This is a genomic window from Bradyrhizobium sp. 41S5 (assembly GCF_011516665.3).
GTDB classification, from domain to species: domain Bacteria; phylum Pseudomonadota; class Alphaproteobacteria; order Rhizobiales; family Xanthobacteraceae; genus Bradyrhizobium; species Bradyrhizobium quebecense.
Map to the genome: position 1 here is coordinate 6,129,772 of NZ_CP083721.1, position 18,470 is coordinate 6,148,241.

Here is an 18,470-nt window from a genome sequence, read left to right on the forward strand (position 1 = left end):
GCAAACCGCGCGACGCCGTCAGCAACTCAACGCCACGGCTCGACCAGGATCTTGGTGTGCGCCTCGGGATTGGCGAGATCGGCAAAGGCCTGCGCGACGCCGTCGATGCCGACGCGGCCGGTGACCAGCGATGCGGCATCGACCTGGCCTTCCGCGATCAGACGCAGCGAATAGGCGAACTCCTCCGGCGTGTAGCCGAGCACGTACTGGACGTTGAGCTCCTTGATGATGCCGAGCATCGGCTCGGATTTGTCGGTCTCCATGCAGACCCCGACCACGACGACACGGGCGTTGCGCGGGGCGCTCTCGAATACCTGCTGCAACACGCCGGGCACGCCGACGCATTCGAAGATCAGCGCGGGCTTCAGCGGCGGCAGCAGCGCCTGCATCGGCGGCCGCGCCGCCTTCTCGGCGTCGGTCATCTGGGCGTGCTCGGCCCAGCTCGCATAAGGCTGCGTCTTGGCGGGATCGACCACGACATCGGCGCCCATCTTCTCGGCGAGCAGCCGCCGCGCCGGCGAGTAGTCGGCGGCAACGATCGGGCCGAGTCCCTTGATCTTCAGCGCCGCGATCACCGCAAGACCCACCGGCCCGCAACCGATCACCAGCGGTACCTCGCCGCCCCTGATGTTGGCCATCGCCACCGCATGGACACCGACCGCAAGCGGCTCGGTGAGCGCGGCGTGCTCGGCCGAAAGGCCGTTCGGCACTTCGAGCAGCAGCGGCTCGCTGAGCAGCATCTGCTCGGCATAGCCGCCGAGATAGTCGTTGGAATAGCCGATGCCCTTCGGGCCCTCCGGCGTCAGCAGCGCCGGCAGCGAGCAGACGCGTGTGCCGGGCTTCAGCTTGCGCGTAGTGCCCGGGCCGTAATCGAGGATCTCGCAGCAGAACTCGTGGCCGAACACGACGTCGCGCGACAGATCCATCGGCGTGCGGCCGGGCAGGAACTTGCTCAGCTCCACCATGCGGTGGGCATGCTTGCGCGCGTGCAGATCGGAGCCGCAGATGCCGCAGGCGAGCGATTTGACCAGCACCTGGCCGGCGCCCGGCTTCGGTTCCGGCATCTGGTCGACGACGATCTCGCCGTTTCTGAAGATCGCTGCGCGCATGTTTCCTCCCGCGTGGGTTTCTTCCCACATTTTGCTGCATTTTCTAACGGAAGGGATAGCCGCTTCGTCCGAAAACGCAAGTACACCCTCAGGCGTTTGGCGACGGCTCGCTGGCCACGGCCAGCAATTGCGAGCGGCGCATGCGCTCGCGATGCGCGGTGTAGAGGCCGGAGGCGACGATGAAGCCGGCGCCGAGGATGGTCCAGCGATCGGGCACTTCGCCGAAGATCAGGAAGCCGAGGATGCTGACCCACAGCAGCTGCGTATAGGAGAACGGCGCCAGCACCGAGGCATCGCCGTAGCGGAACGCCAGCACCACGATCCACTGTCCGACGGTGGACGCAACGCCGATCAGGATGCCGAACATGATGTCGTGCCAGCTCGGCGTGACCCAGACGAACGGCACCAGCGCGCTGACAATGGCGACGCCGACGATGGACGAATAGGTCATCACGGTGATCGGACGTTCGCTGCCGCTCATCATGCGCGTCAGGATCAGGGTGCCGGCCCAGGCCAGCGCCGAGACGATCGGGAAGATCGCGGCGGGATGGAACGCGCTGGTGCCCGGCCGCAGGATGATGAACACGCCGGCGAGGCCCACCGCGGTTGCGATCCAGCGCCGCATGCCGACCTTCTCGCCGAGGAATGCGATCGACAGCGCGGTGACAAAAAGCGGCGAGACGAAGCTGGTGGCCGAGGCCTCGGCGATCGGCAGGAAACCCAGCCCCGTGATGAAGATCAAGGAGGAGCCGAGCAGCGCGGCGCCGCGCAGCACATGCAGGCCGGGACGGCTGCTGCGCAGCGCAAACAGCGGCGTGCCCGGCAGCATCGCCGGCGTCATGATCAGCGCGAACACCAGGAAGCGGATCCAGGCGATCTCGATCGAAGGCAGCGAGGACGAGAGATATTTTGCGGTGACGTCGGAGGTGCCCAAAAACACTGTCGACAGCAGGATCAGCGCAATGCCCTTGAATGGACTGTCGGTGCGGGCCGGCGCCTTGCGTGCAACAGACGTCTTCGCGGGCAATGCATTCGCGGGCAATGAAAGAGGAACGCTGTCCAGCCTGGCGGCTACGGCGGGGGGCGGTGTCACGGCAATCTCGAAGGCAAAATAAGGGGAATCTGCTGTTCGTACAAAATGCCAATTCCGCCGCAAGAACAATGCCCGAAAACGGGACTCCGATATGCACCAGCGCGCGCGACCGCCCGCCGCAGCCTGTGTGCGGCCGCAACTGCAACAGTTTGTTAAGAACTGTGTGGAGCGGAGCTTGAGTGAATCCCGCGAACTAGAGCATCGGCAGCGAGCGCGGCTTCGGCCCGCGCGGGAACGCCGCGTCGAGCGCGGCGATCTCGTCGCCGCTGAGCTTGAGCGCTCCCGCCGCGGCATTCTCCGCTGCGTGGTCCGCGTTCGACGCCTTCGGGATCGCGAGCACCGACGGCAGCCGCGTGAGAAAGCTCAGCGCGACCTGGCGCGGTGTCGCCTGGTGCGTTTGCGCGATCGATTGCAGCACCGCTCCGGATTTGCTCGATGCGGAAGGAAAATCATTGTGGCCGAACGGCGAATAGGCGACCACGGCCACGCCATGGCGCTCGCACCACGGGATCACGGCGTGCTCGATGGCGCGCTCGCGCAGATGGTAGAGCACCTGGTTGCAGGCGATCTTGCCCTCGCCCGCGACATCAAGCAGTTCATCGAGATCGGCTGCGTCGAAATTGCTGACACCCCAGGAACGGATCTTGCCGGCCGCGATCAATTCGTCGAACGCCGCGACGGTCTCGGCGAGCGGAGTGGTTCCGCGCCAGTGCAGCAGATAGCAATCGAGGCGATCGGTCTTCAGCCGCTTCAGCGAGCGCTCGCAGGCGGTGATGGTGCCGCGCCGCGAGGCGTTGCTCGGCAGGACCTTCGAGACCAGGAACAGCTCGTCGCGGCGGCCGGCAATCGCGTCCGCAATCACAAGCTCGGCGTCGCCATACATCTCGGCGGTGTCGATATGCGTCATGCCGGCGTCGATCCCGCGCTTCAGCGCAGCGATCGCCGCCTTGCGGTCACCGCGATCGAGATACCAGGTACCCTGCCCGATCATCGAGACCTGCGGGCCGTTGTTGCCGAATTTTCTTTTCTGCACGATCGCCTCGTTCTGCGTGGGTCGCCTCTCGCCCCGCGCAACGATAGAGGAAACAAGAGATCATGTCTCCACATCGTCGTCCCGGCGAAAGCAGGGACGACAGCGGTCGGTTGCGCCGTCTCACGTAATCGCAACGGCGCGGATCCTCCGATTCGCACCCGCAATGCCCGCATTACGCGCGGTCACACTTTGAAATTCATCCACACCGCCATCGCGCCAAGCGACAGCGTGCTTCGTTCGAGCGCCGGTGCGTGACTATCCGTTGAGCCCGCTGATATCGGCGACCAGCACCGTGCCCGTCGCCGATTCCGTGATGTAGAGAAGGTCACGGTTGGCGCCGCCGATCGCGACATTGGTGCAGCTCTGGCCGGCGCAGGACTTGATCCGCGCGATGCACTCGCCGTTCGGCGCGAACACGAAGACATGGCCGAGCGAGGCGTGCGCGACGAACAGCCGCCCGGCCCTGTCCATCGTCATGCCGTCGGGTCCGCTCGGGCCGAACAGCGAGCAGAACCGTCCGACCTTGGACACGCTGCCGTCCTTCATGAACGGCGCGCGCCACACCGCATTGTCGCGGGTCATGGCGGCGAACAGCACCGCCTCGTGCGGATCGAGCACCAGCCCGTTCGGGCTGATGCCGGTGTCGATCAGGCAGTCGAGCTGCCCGCTGGATTTCAAACGATAGACCCGTCCGGTCGGATCGTGCAGCCCGGTCTGGCCCTGGTCGGTGAAATAGATGTCGCCGTTCGTGGCGATGTGCAGATCGTTGCAGCCGCGGAACGATTCCGAATTGCGCGAGCGCAGCAGCGGCGTGACCTCGCCCGATTTGGCGTCGACCTCCATCAGCCCGTGGCGGTAGTCGGCGATCAGGATGCGGCCCATCGGATCGATCTTCAGCCCGTTCGGCCAGCCGTCATATTCGGCAACCTGCGTCCATGACTTGTCCGGCGCAATCCTGAAGATGCGGCCGAACGGAATGTCGACGATGTAGAGGTTGCCAGCGGCATCGAACGACGGTCCCTCGATGAAGCAGTCGGTCACCGCGCCCGGCCGGTTGGCGTCGGCCCATTCGCTCGCCACCTTGCGGCGGAGTTCGGCCGGTACGGCGGAGAAGACCTCGGTCGGGATCAGTTTCGGCGGCGATTCCAGGAACATCATTATTGGTTCACCCGTTGGCGGAGCGGGTGGACCCTAAATCGTTCCGTACGTCATTGCGAGGAGCGACAGCGACGAAGCAATCCACATCTCGGCGAACGGAGGTATGGATTGCTTCGCTTCGCTCGCGCGCATCGCGCGCGGAGTCTCCGCGCGCTGCCAAGAAATGCGATTCGCCCAATTCTTGTGCGCCGCACATGAATTGACAGAGCGCTCGGACATCGGACAAGAGTGATCAGGCGTCCTCGGCGACCTTGGTGCCGAGCGGCGCGGGCGCCATTCCGCCGCCGGGCTTCACGTGGAATTCGTAGGTCATCAGGCTCCACGGGCGATCCGAGCGCTGGCCGTCGGGCATCACGGGATCGGTGCGCCGCTCGACCTTGGCGATCAGTTCGTCCTTCACGCCGAACACGACATCGGAATCGATATACTTGTCGCCTTCGACGAACACATGCGTGATCAGCGGCTCATGGCCCTTGGCGTTGACCAGGAAGTGCACATGCGCCGGCCGCATCGGATGCCGGTTGGTCTGCGTGATCATCTGCCCGACCGGACCATCGGTCGGGATCGGATAGCTGCACGGCACGATGGTGCGGAAGAAGAAGCGGCCGTCGGCATCGGTGATGAAGCGCGCCCGCGAGGACGGGCCTTCGGTGGCATAGCTCGGCTTCTGCGAGTCATAGAACCCGTCGTCGTCCGCGTGCCAGATATCGACCGGCACATTGGCCAGCGGCTTGCCGTCGAGGTCGGTGACGCGGCTTTGCACGAACATGCGCTCGCCGGGCAGGCTTGCCGAGATGTCGGTGCCGTGCGGCGTGACCTTGTGCTCGCCGACATAGAACGGACCGAGCACGGTGGTCTCGGTCGCGCCGTCGCGATCCCTGTGGTTGACCGCATCGACCAGCATCGACACGCCGAGCACGTCGGACAGCAGGATGAATTCCTGGCGGATGTCGGTGCACTTCTGCCCGGTGCGGGTCAGGAAGCCGATGGCGTGGTCCCATTCCTCGAAGGTGAGATCGGTCTTGCGCACATAGTCGTGCAGCGACTTCACGAGTTCCTGCAGCAGGAACTTGGCCCGCGGATCGGGCGTCTGGTCGAAGCTGCGGATGACGGCTGTGGTGAGCTCGGTTTCGTTGAACTGGGTCATCTCGGCGTTTCCCGTATCCCTTGAGGGCGCGATTGCAGGGGCGAGCGTACACTACCGGCCCCGTGCCGGTAAGCGGCGGCCGATTGCTGCAGCGGACACTTTTCGGCTATCTAGGCTGCCTCGCCAGCCGGAGAAAATGCCCTATGTTAGCTCCTACGCCTGCCTCGCCCGAATCCGCGGGAATGTCGACCGCCGCCCTCAACCGCCTCGAAGCGCATCTGAAGAGCCGCTACATCGATTCCGGCCGCTTTCCCGGCACCCAGGTCCTGATCTACCGCCGCGGCAAGATCGTGCATTCCACCGTCCAGGGCTTTGCCGATCTCGAGCGCAAGGTGCCTGTGAAGGACGACACCATCTTCCGCATCTATTCGATGACCAAGCCGATCACCTCGGTCGCCTTCATGATGCTCGTCGAAGAAGGCAAGGTCGCACTCGATGAGCCGGTCGCAAAGTACATCCCGGAATGGAAGAACCTCGGCGTGTTCGTCGCCGGCACCGCGCCGGCATTCCTGACCCGCCCGCCCACGCGGCCGATGCAGATCGTCGACCTGCTGCGCCACACCTCGGGTCTCACCTACGGCTTCCAGCAGCGCTCCAATGTCGACGCGGCCTATCGCGAAAAGAAGATCGGCGAGGTCATCAAGGCCGGCACGCTCGACAGCATGATCGAGGACCTGGCGAAGATCCCGCTGGAGTTCTCGCCGGGTGAAGCCTGGAATTACTCGGTCTCCACCGACGTGCTCGGCTATCTCGTCGGCAAGATCTCGGGCATGCCGTTCGAGCAGTTCCTCATGGAGCGGATATTCAAGCCGCTCGGCATGAACGACACCGACTTCTTCGTGCCGGCCGACAAGGCGCACCGCTTTGCCGCCTGCTATTCCGCCGACCCGCAGGGCGGCTTCAACCCGCTCGCGGCCGAGCGCAAGGGCACGCTGACGCTGCAGGACGATCCGGCCACCAGCGCGTTCCTGACGCCGCCCTCGCTGGTCTCCGGTGGCGGCGGGCTGTGCTCGACCGCGGCCGACTATCTGACCTTCTGCCGCGCGCTGCTCAACGGCGGCGAGCTCGGCGGCGTCCGCCTGCTCGGCCCGAAGACGCTGACGCTGATGGCCACCAACCATTTGCCCGGCGGCGGCGACTTGCCGGCGATGTCGCGCTCGATGTTCGCCGAAGCTGCCTATAGCGGCATCGGCTTCGGCCTCGGCTTCGCCGTCACCATGCACCCGGCGCAAACCCTGATCGCCGGCAGCCCGGGCGAATTCAACTGGGGCGGCGCAGCGACGACGTCGTTCTTCATCGATCCGGCCGAGGAGCTGATCACGATCTTCATGACCCAGGTGCTGCCGTCGAGTGCCTATCCGCTGCGGCGCGAGCTGCGCACCATGGTCTACGCCGCGATCACCGAGAGCAATCTCTGACCAAGAGCTCTTTCGCGGCGCACGGTGTGCGCCGCGGAATCTTTCAAATTGCCGGTCATTTCCTTTGGCGGACTTTTCCCGCTTCCCCTAAGCTCACTGCAAACGGGCGCCGACCCGGGGACATCGTGCCGAAACTGACATTGCCAGTGCGTCTCGCGCTTCTGGTCGCGGGGACGATGTTGCCGCTGATCGTTTTCGCGGTCGGGATCGTCTTCCACAATTACCAGCGGGATCGCCAGGCGGCCACGCAGCGCGTGCTGGAGACGGCGCGCAGCATCCACCTGCTGCTCGATGCGGAAATGCAGCGCATGACCGGCGGGCTGCAGGTGCTGGCGCTGACCAACTCGCTGCGCAACGGCGACTTCGACAATTTCCGCCGCGTCGCGGCCGGCTTTCTCGACCAGTACGGCAAGGACGGCGTGGTGCTGGTGGCCGACCGCAGGGGACGTCAGGCGTTCTCCTCGCTGACGCCCGACACCGCGAGCCTGCCGCCGCGCAACAATCTCGAGATCGTCGAGAAGGTGTTTGCGACGCGGCAGCCGCAGTACTCCAACCTGTTCTTCGGCGAGGTGAAGCAGCAACTGATCATCACCGTCGAGGTGCCGATAATACGCGACGGCGAAGTGCTCTACGACATCTCCTTCAGCCCGCCGATCGAGGTCTTCCAGGCCATGATCGAGCGGCAGCGCCTGAACCAGGACTGGACCATCTCGATCTTCGACGGCGACGGCATCAACCTCGCCCGCGTGCCGAATCCGCAGGCGACCATCGGGCAGCACGCCTCGCCAACGTTGTTTGCCGAGATGTTCCGCCGCAGCGAGGCGACACTGCCGACCGTCTCGCTCGAAGGCGTGGCGCTGATCACGGGCTTCACGCGATCGCGCGTCACCGGCTGGACCGTCGCCGCTGGGATCGCCGAGAACTCGCTGGTGGCGCCGCTGTGGCGCTCGCTCGCGATCACCAGCGTGATCGGCGGCGTCCTGCTCTTGGTCGGCCTCGGCTTTGCGGTGCGGATGGCGACCACGATCGCGCGCGGCGAGATGCTGCACGACCTTCTGATCGAGGAGCTCAACCACCGCGTCAAGAACACGCTGGCGATCCTGCAATCGATCGCCACGCAGACCTTCCGCAGCGCGAGCCGCGCCGAGCGCGACAAGTTCGAGGGACGGCTCGGCGCACTCGCCGAGGCGCACAACCTGCTCTCGACCGACAAATGGCAGGGCTCCGACCTGCAGGACGTGGTCAGCCGCGTGCTGCAGCCCTATCTGCTGAACGCCTCCGAACGGGTCAGGATGTTCGGACCGCGCGTGCCGCTGTCGCCCCGGCTTGCTTTGGTGCTGTCGATGCTCCTGCACGAGATGGCGACCAACGCCGCCAAATATGGCGCGCTGTCCAACGACACCGGCACGGTGACGCTGGACTGGGAAATCCTTGAGGAGAGCCCCGGACCGAAGCTCCGGATGATCTGGACGGAGGCCGGCGGCCCACCGGTGACGGCGCCGGTGCAGCGCGGCTTCGGCTCCCGGCTGATCGAGCGTAGCGCCCGCGACCAGCTCGGCGGCGAGGCCACGGTGGATTTCTTGCCCCACGGCGTCGTCTACACGGTGACCAGCACCCTCGAAACCGGCGAATGACCGGGTAAATGGCGCCCAATCCTGCGACATCTTGGCACGCAAGTTGCTAAGATGGGGTGGGATCGGCCGGCAAGAACACCGGCCAAAAACAGGGGGAGTTCATGTCGACCATCGCAGCGGAAGCCACAGTTGCACGCAAGCCGCTCTACACATCGCTGTTCGTGCAGGTGCTCGTTGCGCTGCTGCTCGGCATCATCATCGGCATGGCCGCGCCCGATTTCGCGATCGGGTTGAAGATCTTCAGCGATGCCTTCCTGAAGCTGATCTCGATGATCGTGGCGCCGATCGTGTTCTGCGTGGTGGTGCATGGCATCGCGGGCGCCGGCGACCTGAAGAAGGTCGGACGCGTCGGCGTCAAGGCGCTGGTGTATTTCGAGGCGATGACGACGGTCGCGCTCGTGGTCGGTTTGATCCTGGCCTACCTGTTCGGGCCCGGTCACGGCATGAACATCGATACCTCGACGCTGGACGCCAAGGCGCTCGGCAACTATGCCAGCAACGCCCAGAAGCTGAAAGGCGAAGGCATCGGCAGCTTCCTGCTCAACATCATCCCGACCACCTCGTTCGACGCGCTGTCGCGCAACGACGTGCTGCAGGTCCTGTTCTTCGCCATCATCTTCGGCGTCAGCCTGGCGCTGGTCGGCGGCGAGAAGGGCGAGAAGATCACCTCGTTCATCGACGCGGTCTCGACCGTGCTGTTCCGCGCCATGGGCCTGATCGTGCGCTTCGCGCCGATCGGCGTGCTCGGCGCCGTCGCCTACACGGTCGGCAAGTACGGCGTCGGCTCGCTGAAGCAGTTGCTGTCGCTGGTGGCGCTGTTCTACGTCTCGGTCGCAATCTTCGTGCTCGGCGTGCTCGGCGCGGTGATGGCGCTGGCCGGCATCAACATCCTCAAGTTCCTCAGCTACCTGCGCGAGGAGCTGATGATCGTGGTCGCCACCGCATCCTCCGACGCGGTGCTGCCCCAGGTGATGCGCAAGCTGGAGCATTTCGGCGTCAAGGATTCGGTGGTCGGCCTCGTGATCCCGACCGGCTATTCGTTCAACCTCGATGCGTTCTCGATCTATCTGACGTTGGCGGTCGTCTTCATCGCGCAGGCGACCAACACGCCGCTGTCGTTCGGCGACCTGCTGCTCGTGCTCGGCGTGTCGCTGATCACGTCGAAGGGCGCGCACGGTGTGCCCGGCTCGGCGATCGTCATCCTGGCCGCGACGCTCAATGCGGTGCCGAGCATTCCGGCGATCGGCCTCGTGCTGGTGCTCTCGGTTGACTGGTTCATCGGCATGGCGCGCGCCGTCGGCAATCTGATCGGCAACTGCGTCGCCACCGTCGTGGTCGCGGCATGGGAAGGTGACCTGGACCGGGACAAGGCCCGTCGTGTGCTCGAAGGCACCGATGCGGTCGACGTCACCGCGGGCTGAGCCGTGCGACACCGGGCCGGCGGCGTTCCGCGCATGGCGCGGGGCGCTGGCTTACTTGATCAGCCGCAGATACGGCGGCAACTGCCTGGTCGCCGGTTCCTGCACCGGCTCGTCCGACGCGATCATGTCGCACAGCGCCTTCAACTCGGAATCCGTCACCTTGTGCAGTTCCATCCGAAGCTCGAGGATGGCAAGGGACAACAGCCGCGCCGTCTCCGTGTTCGCCCGGTCAGTCAGAAATGCCTGACATTCTTCCAGGGTAGCCAGCAGCGCCAGCAACCGTTCTTCCGTATTTGCGACCGGCATATCTTCCACTCCCGAAGCCGCGAGGTAGAGTCGAGGTGTACCCCTCTTCCGCTTCATTTGGCCTCTCCTGCCAGAGTTCGCCGGCTTTCCGTAGGCGCACAATTGTTCCCGATGATTCAGAACTTTTGGGCAATTGTCCAGCAACATTCCGAAAGCCTGACTTGGACTTACGTCAAACTTTTCGTTCTCGCGGCGATTCAGTCAAGCAACCGCAGACCCTCGCCGCGACCTCAGGATGCACTAGCTGGGGTTGCATCCATTCTAAGACGCTCGTACAATATTGGTTGCCCGTAGAACTACGGGAGCAGTGCAATGCCGCCCAGTAAGCATGCGCGCAAAATCTGTGTCGATCAAACTCGCGCTAGTTGTGGTTTGGTCAATATTTTGCCAAATGTAGCGGGCGGGGTGTCGACAGACACCTTGGTGCGGTCGACTACAGGTAGTCGACCGATTCGGTACTTGGGTGCTTCCAATCCGCATGTGCGTTTGGATACCATCCCGCGATCTTCTTGGATTTCGTCGTTCGGACGAACTGACGATCCACTCGAGCTTAACGCGGTACATCATGAACGTGTCCCTGACCCGACCGGGCCAGGGATTCTCGATTTGAAGGACGGGTCACAAGAATGAACAGATCAGCAGCAAAGAAGATGAAGCAGCGCAGTGCCGGCAAGCCGGACATTGAGTTGGGCAAGCGGATTCGTCTGCGCCGTGTCGAGCAGAAGATCTCGCAGGCGGAACTCGGCGACAAGCTGGGCGTCAGCTTCCAGCAGGTTCAGAAGTACGAGAAGGGCGTGAACCGTGTCGGCGCCGCCCGCCTTCAGCAGATTGCGAGCGCGCTGGACGTGCCGGTGACCTTCTTCTACGACGGCGACAACAAGGCCCGCGAAGTCGAGAGCCTGCTGTTCCTCGACAGCGCGTTCAGCCTCCGGTTGCTGCGCGCCTACAGCAAGATCAAGGATCAGACCGTGCAGCGCCAATTGGTCTCGCTGATGGAATCGATCGCCGCCAACGAAGACTGAACGGCAGCACAGGTACGATCGCAACACCGCGAACGCGATCGACCAGGGCGAGCGGATCGGCCGCGACCGGTCATTGGGATCGCCACGCGCCGGTCGGACCGGGAAGATATCGAAGCGCTGCCATCGGCGATGGCAGCGCTTCTTCTTTGGCCGCGGCAGGCTCCAGGTTTCGTGATCCAGGCGCCCGGCTGCGCATGTGCGCCGGCCGATCCAGTTCGTGCTCCGGCTGCACATCTCATGCAGCGCATGCGAGCGCGATCCGTCACCATTCTGTCGCGCGGCCAATTGTCGCCCGCGCATGGGGCGACCTCACAACTCCCGCATTTGCTGCGTTGAACCGGCATCGCCAGAACCAAGTGCACGTGCCTGGCTTTTTTGTCGCAGCAACGAAGCGGCCACATGGACGTTTTCAGGCTTCAACCAAGGAGATCTCAATGAATATCAAGCTTGCCGTTATTGGACTGGCCGCGCTCGGAAGCGCAGCGTTGATGTCCGGTACGGCATCGGCGATGCCGAACGGGCTTCCGCAGGCCAGCCACATCGCAGGCGAAACGTCCAATGTCGACAAGGTGCGCCAGGTCTGCGATCGCTGGGGCCGCTGCACCTGGCAACCGGGCTACGGCTACGGACCGCGCCATCACGGATGGCATCATCGTCCGCACTTCTACCCCCACCATCATCATCACGGGCACCGTCATCACGGCGGCCATCACGGCGGCGGCCATCACGGCGGACACCGGCGCTAATCGTCAGCGAGGGGGCTTCGGCCCCCTCACCTTCTTCGGCCAGTACCGGCTACGTCTGTCCCGCGCGGCGGACGAGCACGTTCTCGAGAAAGAGATACTCGATGCCGGTGCCGAGGAAGGTGTCGATGGCTTCGCGCGGGGTGTTGACGATCGGCTGCCCCTTCACGTTGAAGCTCGTGTTCAGCACCATTTCTCGGCCGGTCGCTCGGCCGACCGCCCGCAGCAACGCGTGGAATTCGGGATTGTCCCTGACGCCGACCGTCTGCACGCGGGCCGAGCCGTTGACATGCGTGATCGCCGGCAGCGCGGCGCGGTGCTCGGGACGCACGTCGGCAGTCATGATCATGTAGGGAAGCTCGAACCCCTTCGGCACCTCGAACCAGTCATGCACCTGCTCGAGGCTCACCGCCGGCGCGAACGGGCGGAAGGCTTCGCGCATCTTGACCATCGCGTTGATGCGGTCACGCATGTCAGGATGACCGGGATCGGCCAGGATGCTGCGGTGTCCGAGGGCGCGGGGGCCGAACTCCATGCGCCCGCGGTACCAGCCGAGTACGCTTCCAGCCGCGATGAGCCTGGCCGCCGCCGCGCAGGTCTCGTCGAGATCCGGAAAGCGCGTGATCTCGATGCGGCCGGCGGTGTCGGCCAGCGCCCTGTCGATCTCGGTCTGCGCGTGTGCGGGGCCAAGGAAGGGCACCGGCATCCGGACGTTCTTCACACCACTGTCGCGCGATGCCGACCAGAGCGCGGCGCCGAGCGCGGAGCCATCGTCGCCGGCGGCCGGCTGGACGTAGATCTCGTCGAACAGGCCGGACTGCAGCAGGCGGCCGTTGGCGGTGCAGTTGAGCGCGACGCCGCCCGCCATCGCGAGCCTGCGCAGGCCGGTGCTGCGGCCGAAATGACCGCAGATGTGGAGCATGACGCTGTCGAGACATTCCTGCAGCGCCGCGGCGACGTCGCGATGATCGTCGGTGACGTCGCCTTCGGGCGCGCGTGCCGGGATCAGATACTCGCCGAGATGGCGTCGCGTCGCGCCGTAGGTTTCGCGATTGCGGCGCTCGGTATTGAGGCGGAGCAGAGGAATCCTGATCAGGCCGTCGTCGCGCAGCTCGACGGTCCGCTCGAAAAAAACACGATGGCGGGAGGGATCGCCGTAGGGAGCAAGGCCCATGATCTTGTATTCGTCGGAGTTGAAATCGAAGCCGAGATGCAGCGTCAGCGTGGAATAGAGGATGCCGATCGAATCCTGGGCGGTGATTTCCGCGAGCTTGTCGATCGCGTTGTCGTGCGCGTGATAGACGGTGACGGCGTGGACCTCGCCCATGCCGTCGAGGACCACCACCAGGCATTCCTCCCAACCGGAGGTGTAGTAGGCGCTGGCGGCGTGGGACAGATGATGGTTGACGTGGTGGACCTTGCCGGACGGAAATCCGGGCAGGTGCGCATCCACTTGCGAGAGCAGTTTTTCGCGTGAGAAGACCTCCCTGTATTGCTGGGCGGAGGTCGGATCAAGCATGAACGCGGCCTTGTAGGGCGCATAGTCGAAGCCGTGGGAGATCACGTCGATGTCGGATGGCTTCAGGCCAGCGGTCTCCAGGCAGTAGCTGACAGCGCCGATCGGAAAATCACCGGTGTGTTTCCTGCGGTTGAAGCGCTCTTCGGCGGCACCGGCGACGATACTGCCGTCGACCACCAACACCGCGGCGGAATCGTGGCCCTGCGAGATCCGATATTCGCGCTCCTCTAGGCCCGGCCAGTGCTTCCTCTTGAAAGGGATCGAGTTCTCGAATCCACTGATGCCGATTACTTTTGTCATATTTTTCACCCCAGGACCGATGGCGCGCACGGGAAGTCGAGCGGGTTCCAAGGTATGGTTGCAGACAAAGTGAGGAAATCAAGGTCCGCAAAAGTGCCGTGCCGCCGCCCCCGAATAGTTGCCGATCATCCGTCCCCATCACTTGACGAAGTACCTCCTTTGCATCGGGAACCTGCCTAATGCATTTGCTACCGTGCGTTCTCCGCCAAATCACGGCGTTCCGACGCCGCTCCGATAGAGGTGGAAGATGGATGCATGGTCCGATTTCCGATTTGAAGTCTTCAGCACCTGCCCGCAATCCAGCGTGGTCCCGGCGGCGCGTTATGTCGAACGAGTGCAGGCTGTCGCCCGCTGGAGTGAAGAGGCTGGCTGCAAGGGGATCTTGGTCTACACCGAGAATTCCCTGGTCGACCCCTGGCTCGTCTCGCAGATCATCTTGCAGAGCACGAGGGAACTCTGTCCGCTGGTGGCGGTGCAGCCGGTCTACATGCACCCGTACAGCGTCGCCAAGATGGTGAGTTCGCTCGCGCATATGTACGGACGCCGGCTCTATCTGAACATGGTCGCAGGTGGCTACACGACCGAGCTTGCGGCGCTCGGTGATGCGACGGCGCACGACAAGCGCTACGCGAGGCTCATCGAATACACCGGCATCATCAAGCTGCTACTGGAGAACGCCGAACCGGTGACGCTCGAAGGGCAATTCCATGCCGTCCGCAATCTGCGGATGACCCCACCGCTGCCGCGGGAATTGCTGCCCGGCGTATTCGTGTCCGGCTCCTCGGAAGCCGGCCTCGCGGCTGCCAAGGCGCTGGGCGCGACGCCGGTGAAGTACCCCAAGCCGGCCGCAGAGTACAGGCAGGCGGACGCCGACTGCACAGGCTCGGGCGTGCGCGTCGGCATCATCGCCCGCGCGAACGCCGAGGAAGCCTGGCGGGTCGCGCACGAGCGCTTCCCGACCGACAAGAAGGGGCAATTGGCGCACAAGTTGGCCATGAAGGTCTCGGATTCGGCGTGGCACAAGCAGATGTCCGATCTCGCGGCCGAGACGGCCGTCACCCAGGACACGCCTTATTGGCTGGTGCCGTTCGAAAACTATAAGACCTTCTGCCCGTATCTGGTTGGTGACTACGAGGTCGTCTCCGACGAACTCGCGCGCTACGCCGCGGCCGGTTACGGGACGTTCATCCTGGACATTCCACCCAGCCGCGACGAACTGGCCCATACGGGCGAGGTCTTCGGACAGGCGCTGACGAAGGCCCGGCGTCTGAAATCATCAGCGCTTCGCGATCCCGCGGAGTTAGGGCCTCGCAGGCTAGGTTAGGCAATTGTTCGATGGAGTTGCGCGCGGACGGATCACGGCGGGGATTGTGGACGGGCTTCCTGTGCTCGGCGAAACTGTTTCCCGACCGTCCTGCCGTTGTCGCACAGGGCACGTCGCTGTCGTATCGACGGCTTCGCGAGGTCGCCGTCCGCATCGCGGCCTGCATCCAGGCGCGTCGCGAAGGATCATGGACGCCTCTCACAGCCGTGTTCGCGCATCGCAGCGCGACGGCGTTCGCCGGCGTGCTCGGATCGCTTCTGGCCGGAAACGGCTACGTGCCGCTGAACCGCACCTTCCCGGTCGAGCGCACCAGGTCGATGTTCGTCCGCTCGGAGTGCCGATCGATCATCGTCGACGCGGAATCCTTGCCCCAGATGGACGCGCTGATGGCGGACGTGAACGAACCGCTGCTCCTGATCGCGCCCTGTCTCGAGGACCCGCGCCCCTATCGCAAACGATGGCCTTTACACATCATCGTCGGAGCTGCCGATCTCGAAGGATACGGCGACTGGCGCGAGCCGGACGCGCGCGAGGACGCGATCGCCTATCTGCTGTTCACCTCCGGCAGCACCGGCGTGCCGAAGGGAGTAATGGTCGGGCACCGCAACGTCGCAGCCTACGTCGACCATGCTGCGGAGCGCTTCGCCATCACGGAGCTTGACATCGTCTCGCAGACGTTCGACATGACGTTCGACCTATCGGCATCCGACATGTTCGTGGCATGGGAACGCGGCGCCTCCGTGTGCTGTCCCTCGCAGAAGACGCTGATCAATCCTGGGCGGTTCATCCGCGACCAGGGGCTGACGGTCTGGTTCTCGGTGCCCTCGATGGTCGCGCTGATGAAACAGTCCGGCCTATTGAAGCCGGGAGGGTTTCCCTCCCTGAGGCTGAGCCTGTTCTGCGGCGAGCCGCTGCCCGTCAGCTGCGTCGCGGCCTGGGCGATGGCCGCGCCGAACAGCGTCGTGGAGAACCTCTACGGGCCGACCGAGTTGACCATCGCGTGCACCGGCTACCGTTGGGATCCGAAGCGGACGCCGGCCGAAGCGGAGATGGGTATCGTGCCGATCGGCGCGCCGTTCCCGGGAATGGACGTGCTCGTCGTCGACGAGCACCTGAACGAGGTCGGCCCGGGCGCGGACGGCGAACTGCTGATGAGCGGTCCGCAGATGTCGCTCGGCTACTGGAAGGATCCCGAGAGGACCGCCGCAGCCTTCGTCGTCCCGCCTCGACGGAAGGAAATGTTCTACCGCACCGGCGACCGCGTGCGCCGGCCCGCCGGCGATGGTCCCCTGACCCATCTCGGCCGCATGGATTCGCAAGTGAAGATCCTCGGCCACAGGGTGGAACTCGGTGAGGTCGAAGCCGTGGTGCGCGAGGCCTCGGGCGTCGACGGCGTCGTGGCGATCGGCTGGCCCGTCACGTCGAGCGGCTATGGCGGCATCGAAGTGCTCATCGAAGGCGGGCCGGTTGATCTCTACCGGCTTCGCGCGGCGGTCGCCGCCCGGCTGCCGGACTACATGGTCCCGAGACGATGGCACGTCCGCAACCGGTTGCCACGCAACGCCAACGGAAAATACGACCGGAAGGCCATGCCGGCGGTTTTGGGAGACAGCCAATGAGCGGTCCGACCACGGATGACGTCCGCGCCTTCTTCGGAGCCTTCCTCAACCAGAAGCTCCATGACCGCGGACGACGTCCGCTGCGCGATCTCCCTGACGACTACGACCTGCTGCTGTCGGGAGCGCTCGATTCGCTCGCCTTCGTGGAGATGATGATGGCGGCGGGCGAGCACTTCCACGGGGAGATCGATTTCGAGAACCTCGATCCAGAACAGATGACGCTGATCGGCCCCCTGTGCCTGTTTGTGTCCGAGCAACTGACGCAGCCTCGGTGACGAAATGGGGCCACCGGGTCGTCGCGGTCATTCGGCTAGGGAGGGATTGATGGCGGGGATCCGTGCGCCGGCGCAAAATCAGGCACGCTCCAAGTATCACGCCGCCGATATCCTGCTCCGACTTCTGAAAAGCCGGCGCCGTCCTGCGTCCGCTCGAGCCGATACGGCGTCGCTCTCCGGAATCGCGTTGGCGCCGGCGAAGCAGCGGGAGGTCCGGTTTGCGGATTTCGAATGTGTCGCGAGGCTGAAGGAACGCGGGGGACTTGCGAAAGACAGCCCGGAGAACTGGGACCGGCTCTGGCGACAAAATCCCGCGATGGCCGCCGCCAAATCGCAACCAAGCATGGGGTGGGTCTTAGAGACCGCGCAGGGAATTGTCGGGTACCAGGGAAACATTCCCGTGCTCTACCAGCTCGAAAGCCGAACGATATTCGCCGCGACAGCCGCTGGCTTGGTGATCGACCCGGCGTACCGCACCCGCTGCATCGGCCTGCTGGCGTCGTTCTTTCGGCAGCGCGATGTCGATCTCCTTGTCATCACGCACTCGACAGCATCGGTAGTCAATCAATCAAAAGCCCTTCGTGCGAGGTCGTTGCCTGACCCCGACTACGACAAGATCTTGTTCTGGATCCTGGATTTCCATCAGTTCGCGCGGGTGCTCGCAGCGAAGCTCGACGTCGGGAGCGGATTGGAGTCTGTCGGAGCCTTCCTTGCATCGTCGGCCATGCGTTTGGATTCGCTCCGCCGCGGACCACGGGGCCGTCCGACCAGCAAAGTGACGGAAATCGATGTGAAGGACATCGGGGACGAATTCGAAGCGCTGTGGCGACGCAAATTGGGCGAGGCCCCTCGGTTGCTGGCCGACCGAAGTTCCGCCTCTCTCAGGTGGCACTTCACGCTCCCTGGGAGCTCTTCGACGGTTGCCGTGCTTTGCTGCCATCGATTCCAGCGCTTGGCGGGGTATGCCGTCGTGCTGCATGCGGTCGACCGCGAGACGGGTTTGCGACGGTCGATGCTCGCCGACATCCTGGTGGAGCAGGATGACTCAGACGTGAGCGAAGCGCTGCTCGAAGCGGCCTATGCGAACGCGGTCGCTTCGGGCGATCATCTCTTCGAGCTGGTCGGCGTGCCCGGACATATCCGGCAGATCCTGATGAGATGGAATCCCTACGTCAGGACTTATCCGACCGATCCGCTCGTCTACAAGACGACGGACGAAGGCCTGGCTCGCGTCCTCGAAGACGGGAGCGCCTGGTACGCCGGCCCGTTCGACGGCGACGCAACGCTGCTGCCGTGACGCGTCTTGAGCAGCACGCGCGACACGTCGCCATTTTGTCGCGCAGCCAATT

Annotated in this window: 16 protein-coding genes; 9 read left to right on the forward strand and 7 right to left on the reverse strand. The window is 64.4% G+C overall.

The window, feature by feature from the left end:
- Positions 1–26 precede the first annotated feature (26 nt).
- The 5 genes from HAP47_RS29530 to HAP47_RS29550 all read right to left on the reverse strand — a co-directional run bounded on the left by HAP47_RS29530 (position 27) and on the right by HAP47_RS29550 (position 5,540).
- Positions 27–1,109: a zinc-binding dehydrogenase gene (locus HAP47_RS29530; RefSeq protein WP_173641562.1), complete on the reverse strand. Its 1,083-nt coding sequence runs from the start codon at positions 1,107–1,109 to the stop codon at positions 27–29.
- A gap of 88 nt (positions 1,110–1,197) precedes the next feature.
- Positions 1,198–2,151 carry a DMT family transporter gene (locus tag HAP47_RS29535; protein WP_173643062.1) on the reverse strand — a complete coding sequence of 318 codons (954 nt, stop codon included), beginning with the start codon at positions 2,149–2,151 and terminating at the stop codon, positions 1,198–1,200.
- Between the two features lie 244 nt (positions 2,152–2,395).
- Positions 2,396–3,193: an aldo/keto reductase gene (locus HAP47_RS29540; RefSeq protein ID WP_173643061.1), complete on the reverse strand. Its 798-nt coding sequence runs from the start codon at positions 3,191–3,193 to the stop codon at positions 2,396–2,398.
- 297 nt (positions 3,194–3,490) lie between these two features.
- On the reverse strand, positions 3,491–4,393 hold the full coding sequence (locus tag HAP47_RS29545; protein WP_173641561.1) for an SMP-30/gluconolactonase/LRE family protein: 903 nt from the start codon (positions 4,391–4,393) through the stop codon (positions 3,491–3,493).
- 232 nt (positions 4,394–4,625) lie between these two features.
- On the reverse strand, positions 4,626–5,540 hold the full coding sequence (locus HAP47_RS29550) for a dioxygenase family protein (RefSeq protein ID WP_173641560.1): 915 nt from the start codon (positions 5,538–5,540) through the stop codon (positions 4,626–4,628).
- A 143-nt stretch (positions 5,541–5,683) separates the two neighbouring features.
- On the opposite strand from HAP47_RS29550, the gene HAP47_RS29555 reads away from it, so the two are divergent.
- The 3 genes from HAP47_RS29555 to HAP47_RS29565 all read left to right on the forward strand — a co-directional run bounded on the left by HAP47_RS29555 (position 5,684) and on the right by HAP47_RS29565 (position 10,013).
- Positions 5,684–6,958 carry a serine hydrolase domain-containing protein gene (locus HAP47_RS29555; protein WP_173641559.1) on the forward strand — a complete coding sequence of 425 codons (1,275 nt, stop codon included), beginning with the start codon at positions 5,684–5,686 and terminating at the stop codon, positions 6,956–6,958.
- A 176-nt stretch (positions 6,959–7,134) separates the two neighbouring features.
- Entirely contained in the window at positions 7,135–8,592 is a 1,458-nt protein-coding gene (locus HAP47_RS29560; RefSeq protein ID WP_173643060.1) for a sensor histidine kinase, read from the forward strand.
- 101 nt (positions 8,593–8,693) lie between these two features.
- On the forward strand, positions 8,694–10,013 hold the full coding sequence (locus HAP47_RS29565) for a dicarboxylate/amino acid:cation symporter (RefSeq protein WP_173641558.1): 1,320 nt from the start codon (positions 8,694–8,696) through the stop codon (positions 10,011–10,013).
- A gap of 51 nt (positions 10,014–10,064) precedes the next feature.
- On the opposite strand, the gene HAP47_RS29570 is transcribed toward HAP47_RS29565, so the two are convergent.
- Positions 10,065–10,319: a hypothetical protein gene (locus HAP47_RS29570; protein ID WP_050629647.1), complete on the reverse strand. Its 255-nt coding sequence runs from the start codon at positions 10,317–10,319 to the stop codon at positions 10,065–10,067.
- Between the two features lie 626 nt (positions 10,320–10,945).
- On the opposite strand from HAP47_RS29570, the gene HAP47_RS29575 reads away from it, so the two are divergent.
- Together HAP47_RS29575 and HAP47_RS29580 are read left to right on the forward strand one after the other, a co-directional pair.
- A complete protein-coding gene (locus tag HAP47_RS29575) occupies positions 10,946–11,341 on the forward strand; it encodes a helix-turn-helix domain-containing protein (protein WP_094194089.1) in 396 nt (131 codons plus the stop codon).
- A 434-nt stretch (positions 11,342–11,775) separates the two neighbouring features.
- Complete coding sequence (locus tag HAP47_RS29580; RefSeq protein WP_173641557.1) at positions 11,776–12,087, forward strand: hypothetical protein; 312 nt, start codon at positions 11,776–11,778, stop codon at positions 12,085–12,087.
- A 49-nt stretch (positions 12,088–12,136) separates the two neighbouring features.
- On the opposite strand, the gene HAP47_RS29585 is transcribed toward HAP47_RS29580, so the two are convergent.
- A complete protein-coding gene (locus tag HAP47_RS29585; RefSeq protein WP_173641556.1) occupies positions 12,137–13,903 on the reverse strand; it encodes a carbamoyltransferase family protein in 1,767 nt (588 codons plus the stop codon).
- A 247-nt stretch (positions 13,904–14,150) separates the two neighbouring features.
- Here HAP47_RS29585 and HAP47_RS29590 point away from each other — a divergent pair, with 247 nt between their 5' ends.
- From HAP47_RS29590 to HAP47_RS29605, 4 genes are read left to right on the forward strand one after another with little or no spacing between them, the layout of a single operon-like run.
- The gene (locus tag HAP47_RS29590; RefSeq protein WP_173641555.1) at positions 14,151–15,227 is read left to right on the forward strand and encodes an LLM class flavin-dependent oxidoreductase; all 1,077 of its coding nucleotides are present in this window, start codon (positions 14,151–14,153) and stop codon (positions 15,225–15,227) included.
- An 11-nt stretch (positions 15,228–15,238) separates the two neighbouring features.
- Positions 15,239–16,846, forward strand: a complete 1,608-nt coding sequence (locus HAP47_RS29595) for an amino acid adenylation domain-containing protein (RefSeq protein WP_173641554.1) — start codon at positions 15,239–15,241, stop codon at positions 16,844–16,846.
- Entirely contained in the window at positions 16,843–17,121 is a 279-nt protein-coding gene (locus HAP47_RS29600) for an acyl carrier protein (protein WP_173641553.1), read from the forward strand. The genes HAP47_RS29595 and HAP47_RS29600 overlap by 4 nt, the downstream gene beginning before the upstream one ends.
- A 49-nt stretch (positions 17,122–17,170) precedes the next feature.
- Positions 17,171–18,418 (forward strand): hypothetical protein, encoded by a 1,248-nt coding sequence (locus tag HAP47_RS29605; protein WP_173641552.1) that lies wholly within the window; start codon positions 17,171–17,173, stop codon positions 18,416–18,418.
- The last annotated feature ends 52 nt before the right edge of the window (positions 18,419–18,470 follow it).